Origin of the sequence: Brachyspira catarrhinii (genome assembly GCF_005518285.1) — a bacterium.
GTDB lineage: Bacteria > Spirochaetota > Brachyspiria > Brachyspirales > Brachyspiraceae > Brachyspira > Brachyspira catarrhinii.
This window is the reverse complement of sequence record NZ_SJDU01000145.1, coordinates 1-5,484: the sequence shown is the minus strand read 5'-3', so window position 1 is coordinate 5,484 and position 5,484 is coordinate 1. Positions and strand designations below refer to the sequence as shown.

General features: G+C 28.8%; 4 protein-coding genes and 2 pseudogenes. 4 read left to right on the top strand and 2 right to left on the bottom strand.

Annotation, left to right across the window (positions count from 1 at the left end):
• Positions 1-34: 34 nt before the first annotated feature.
• Positions 35-469: pseudogene (locus EZH24_RS06625) on the top strand (hypothetical protein); the annotation flags it as partial.
• On the opposite strand, the gene deoD reads toward EZH24_RS06625, so the two are convergent.
• Together deoD and lysA are read right to left on the bottom strand one after the other, a co-directional pair.
• Positions 470-1,168, bottom strand: a complete 699-nt coding sequence (gene deoD / locus EZH24_RS06620; RefSeq protein ID WP_137998342.1) for a purine-nucleoside phosphorylase — start codon at positions 1,166-1,168, stop codon at positions 470-472.
• An 87-nt stretch (positions 1,169-1,255) separates the two neighbouring features.
• Positions 1,256-2,494: a diaminopimelate decarboxylase gene (gene lysA, locus EZH24_RS06615; RefSeq protein ID WP_137998341.1), complete on the bottom strand. Its 1,239-nt coding sequence runs from the start codon at positions 2,492-2,494 to the stop codon at positions 1,256-1,258.
• Between the two features lie 129 nt (positions 2,495-2,623).
• On the opposite strand from lysA, the gene EZH24_RS06610 reads away from it, so the two are divergent.
• The 3 genes and pseudogenes from EZH24_RS06610 to EZH24_RS06600 form a co-directional block, all read left to right on the top strand.
• Positions 2,624-3,550 (top strand): DNA-methyltransferase, encoded by a 927-nt coding sequence (locus tag EZH24_RS06610; protein WP_137998340.1) that lies wholly within the window; start codon positions 2,624-2,626, stop codon positions 3,548-3,550.
• 3 nt (positions 3,551-3,553) lie between these two features.
• The gene (locus tag EZH24_RS06605) at positions 3,554-4,948 is read left to right on the top strand and encodes an AlwI family type II restriction endonuclease (protein ID WP_137998339.1); all 1,395 of its coding nucleotides are present in this window, start codon (positions 3,554-3,556) and stop codon (positions 4,946-4,948) included.
• A 254-nt stretch (positions 4,949-5,202) separates the two neighbouring features.
• Positions 5,203-5,484, top strand: a pseudogene (locus EZH24_RS06600) (aminotransferase-like domain-containing protein); the annotation flags it as partial.

Genomic DNA, 5,484 nt, shown 5'->3' with positions numbered 1-5,484 from the left:
AAGGACGGTTATATAAATATTATTATTTCTATAAATCGTCCAAAAAAAGAAATCAATAATATTATACGCTTATTATTTTATACTTGTCGATATTGACAAAGACGGCGAAGGAATTTTGACTACGATTAAAAACGAATTAAACGAAATATTGGATTTATATATTGACGACAATCAAAAACTATTCAAAAAAGATAAAAAAGAAAATGAAAAAATATTGAAAGCTAAACTTTATAATCATATAGTTTTTATTTTTTTCGGAGATAATATTCCCAATAGAATAATCGACATTTCAAAAAACGGATATACGAAAGAATTATTTGAAGGCTTTAATTCTCAAAGTTTCGTCATTTCTTATTTGCCGAGCGAAAATAAATTATATTATGCGGACGCGATAGAAAATGTTATTCAGTTTCAAAAATTCCAAAAACAAGATTTTATTTATATTATAAAGGATATTTTTTCTTTATAATCAAGCCAAAGATAAGGCGACTTCCATCATATTTGTAAAAGTTTTTTCTCTCTGTTCGGGAGTTGTAGCTTCTTTCGTAATCAAAGAATCGGAAATCGTAAGTATACAAAGAGCGTTCGCTTTTCCGTAAGAGGCGTTCATATATAATGCGGCGGCTTCCATTTCAACGGCAAGAACTCCCATTTTTGCCCATTCAATCGTGGAATTATTCGCTCCGTAAAATACATCGGAAGACAATATATTTCCTACATGATAATTTATTTTCATGCTTTCCGCTTTGTCTACCGCTTTTTTTAATAATTCATAACTCGCTATTGGTGCGAAAGTCCCTTTAAGCTCGTATTGGTAAGCGTAATTCGAGTCGGTGCAAGCTCCCATTCCTATAACCAAATCTCCAATTTTCAATTTGTCGGATAAAGCTCCCGCCGTTCCAATTCTTATAAGATTTTTGCATCCGAAAAAATGTATTAGCTCGTAAGAATATATACCGCAAGAAGGCATTCCCATTCCCGTGCCTTGAACCGAAATTTTTTTGCCTTTATAATTTCCCGTATAGCCGAACATATTTCTAACAGAATTATATTGAACGACATTCTCTAAAAAATTTTCCGCTATAAATTTCGCTCTCAAAGGGTCCCCAGGTAAAAGTATAGTTTCCGCTATATCGCCTTTATTAGCGGATATATGTGGCGTTGACATAATTCTCTCCTAAAAATTAATTTTAATAAATTATATACTAATTATAAGTTTTGTCAAAAATGTTATTATAGTATGAATAATATTGATTTAAATTAATTCGTCTTTTATCATATCTTCAAAACTCTGCTCTCTTCTTATAATATAATGTTTGTCTTTGTCTACCATAATTTGAGCTATTAAAGGACGAGAGTTATAATTTCCAGCCATGCTGTACCCGTAAGCGCCCGCATCGAGCAAAGCGACATAATCTCCCGCTTTAAGCAAATTGGATTCTCTATCGCTTGCAAATATATCCGAACTTTCGCATATCGGTCCCACGAAATCGTAATTTGAAAAACCTTCTCTTTTTACTAAAGGCATTATTTCGTTGTAGGCTTCATACATCGCCACTCGAATATAATCGTTCATTCCTCCGTTCAGAATGACATATTTTCTATTTAATTCTTCTTTTATATATTCTATTTTCATTATCAAAGCGCCCGCTTCCGCCACAAAATATCTTCCAGGTTCGACTGTGACGCTTAAATCCATTTCCTTCAATAAACTTACGCTTTCTTTTTTAAATTTATCAAAGTCGAATCCCGAATGGTCTCTATTATAACGGACTCCGAAACCTCCGCCAATGTCTATATTTTTTATATTGAAACCCATGCCGTTAATTTCTTCGATTAAGCTTTTCATTACGATTATCGCTCTGTAAAAAGGTTCGGCGTCAACCATTTGCGAGCCGATATGCATTGAGAGAGATTCTATTTCTATATTGTCCAAACTTTTTAATAATTTTGAATTCTCTCTTATAGTTTTTATGCTTACTCCGAATTTATTTCCATGAATTCCCGTTGTAATTTTTTCATGAGTATGAGCATCAACATTAGGATTTACTCTTATCGAACATTTTACTTTTCTTTTTAATTCTTTTGCAATATCGTTTATTCTAATAGCTTCGGGAAACGATTCTATATTGAATCTGTTTATATTTAATTCAATAGATTTTTTTATTTCCTCTTCGCTTTTAGCCACGCCCGAAAAAACTATATTCTCCGCTTTTCCGCCAGCTTTTATATATTTTAAAATCTCTCCGATTGAAACTACATCGCCTCCAATTTCTTCTTCAATCATTAATTTTAATATCGATAAATTATTTTCCGCTTTTATCGCGTAAACAATTGAACAATCTTTTATCTCCGAAAATATATTTTTAAGATTTTTAATTTTATTTAAAATATCGTTTTTTGAATATATGTAAAAAGGCGTTTTGTAGATTTTAACCAAATCGGAAATTGCAATATCTTCGCACATAAGAATATCGTTATCATAGTAAATCATTTTTTTAATCCGTTTCATTTATAAAATTTCGTTATATTTTAGTATGAATGCTATATTTTTTCAATCGGTTTATATTGAAATGCGATTTTAATATTGAATTTATAATAATATTAAAGTATTATATTTTTTATGGAAAACTTGATAAATAAAATAACTTGCGATGACGCTCTTAAAACTATGAAATTATTAGACGATAATAGCGTATCGTTAATTGTAACAAGTCCGCCTTATTGGAATTTGATAGATTACGGAGTTGACGGACAATACGGGCAATGCTCTTACGAAGAATATTTATATCAAATGCTAAATATATTTAAAGAGTCGGCAAGAGTATTAGAACCAAACGGAAAAATAGCCTATATTACTCCGATAGTTCCCGTTTCAAAATCTGTGGACGCTTCTACTCATACGAGAAAACTTTTAAATATTTCTGCGGATATAGAGAGAAAAGTTTTAGATAGCAATTTGGGACTTCATAGATTTAGTTTATATATTTGGCAAAAACAAACCTCTAAAAAAATGTTCGGCAGTTATCCTTATCCGCCCAATATTTATGAAGACAATACTATAGAATTTATAAATGTTTTAGTTAAGGAAGGCTCGCCTAAAAAAATTCCTCAAGAGATTAAAGAATATAGCAAAATCACGCAGGAAGAATGGCTAAATGTTTCTATGCAGGTTTGGCCAATAATGCCAACGAATATAAATAGAAAAAATTCTGGCGGACATCCCGCTCCGTTTCCATTGGAAATTCCAAATAGATTAATCGCTATGTATACTTTCAGAGGAGTCGAAGAATTGGGATTTAAAGGCGATATAGTTTTGGATATGTTTAACGGTTCGGGTTCGACAACTTTATCGGCGTATATAAGCAAAAGAAGATTTATAGGAATAGAATTAAATTTGGATTATTGCAATATTGCGAGAGACAGAATAGCGAATGTCGATAAAAATTTGGCTCGTAATTTAATTATAGACAGAATAAAAATGCCAAATAAAAACAACGCTAATAATATTTTGAAAACAACCGAAGAAAAAATGTTATTCGAGTTATAATTTATGAATGTAATAAAAGAGTTATATTGGAAAGAATTTTTTAATAATTATTTAAGCAATAATTTATATTGGTATATACCAAAAGGTTATGCGATAAAAAGCGATAATTTTGAAAATATAAAAAATAAATTATCTGTTTTAAAAGAATACGAAAACGAAATATGGAATAGCGGACTTCAAACTATTATTAGAAAAGAATTTATAAAGAAAGGTTTATTTGAACCGAGAGCGGAAAATCAAAACGAAGACGATGAAAACGCAATAATCAGAGTTATAAAAGTTATTACTTCAACTTTAGGTTTGGCTTGGGTTAATGAAAAGGAAAAATTGCATATAACCGACATAGGAAAACTATTATTAGAAAAATCAAGTTATGAGGAAATAATATTCAATCAAATAAGAAGATTTGAATTTAATAAATTTAATATTGCAAAAGATAAAGATAATATTAAAGTATTGCCTATATTTTATTTAGCCAATGTTTTAATAAAATTAAAAGATAAGCGTTTAACCAAAGACGAATATTGCCTATTTATAGCTAAAAAATTAAATAATAACGAAATTAAAAAATCTATAGACGAAATAGAAAAATATAGATTATTAAGCGATAAAGACAAGGAAAAAATAAAAGATTATTTGAAAGCAAAAAATATAAAGAATATACAAAATAAAAAAAGAAAATCAATATTAAACACTATAGAATTGGACAGCAGCTACGCTTTTAATTTTTTCGCTTCTTCCGATTTATTTTATATAGAAAATTCGAATATATTTATTAAAAATAAAAAAGAATTGGAAAAATTTTTAAATGATTGCAATAAAAACGCTATATGGATAGATTTTAAAGAAAAGAAAGATTGGTTTTATTATTATGGAAGCGACAATAAAAATATATCTCCTATCGAATTTGCTTTGGATTATTATACGGATATATCGGATGTAGATAACGCTTTAAATACTTATAATTATTGTCAGAAAAATAAAATTAAAATAAATAAAAGCATAAACGCTATTTCGGAAAAAGACTTTAAATCCGTTCTTGTAGATGAAAAAATATTGGAAGATTTTTTAGAAAAACATATAAAAGAATTGGATAAAGGATTAAGATTAATAAGGAGACAATATCCGACTATATCGGGACCTATAGATTTATTAGCCACAGACAAAAAGGGAAGAATGGTTGTTATAGAACTTAAGAAAAATAGAGTTTCCGATAAAGTTATAGGACAAGTAGCCCGATATGTTTCTTTTTTGGAAAGAGAACAAAATAAAGAAGTTAGAGCGATTATCGTAGGCAAGAAAATAGACGACAACATAAAATTAGCCGTAAATGTCTTAAAATGTCAAACCGATTTATATAATTTTGATTTTAAAGTAAGTTTTAATAAAGTAAATTAAAATGTAAAAATTTTATTTAATAACAATTTTTTAACGCATTTTATTATTGCGAGCGATTTTGAATAGCGTGGCAATCCAAATAAATCGAATTAAACTATTGCAATTTATACAAATCTGTAATATTGTTAAAAGAATTTAAATTTTAAAAATAAAAAATTTAATTAAATAAAGTAAAAATTTAAAATTCGTATTAGTTTATATTTTATAAAAAACTATAAATAAAAAACCGTTTAATTAATAAAGGAGTTTTAGACATGAAAGTAAGATTATCGAAAAGAGCTTTAAAAGAAGATTTTCAAGGGCAGTTTGTAAAAATGATGCTTGATGTTGCAGCAAAAGGAGATTTGATTTCGTTTGCGGGAGGTTTGCCAAATCCAATATCTTTTCCCGTTAAAGAAATTAAAGAGGCATGCGCTAAAGTTTTGGATAGTAACGGAATTCAGGCTTTGCAATATAATAACGCGGACGGATATTTGCCTTTAAGAGAGTTCATAGCCAATAGATATAAATCGAAAGGCGTAAATATAAATCCTAAT

What these genes read in the sequence shown, in the direction of transcription:
- deoD (WP_137998342.1), bottom strand. Translation starts at nt 1,168, where the DNA reads ATGTCAACGCCACATATATCCGCTAATAAAGGCGATATAGCGGAAACT.
- EZH24_RS06610 (WP_137998340.1), top strand. Translation starts at nt 2,624, where the DNA reads ATGGAAAACTTGATAAATAAAATAACTTGCGATGACGCTCTTAAAACT.
- EZH24_RS06605 (WP_137998339.1), top strand. Translation starts at nt 3,554, where the DNA reads ATGAATGTAATAAAAGAGTTATATTGGAAAGAATTTTTTAATAATTAT.
- lysA (WP_137998341.1), bottom strand. Translation starts at nt 2,494, where the DNA reads ATGATTTACTATGATAACGATATTCTTATGTGCGAAGATATTGCAATT.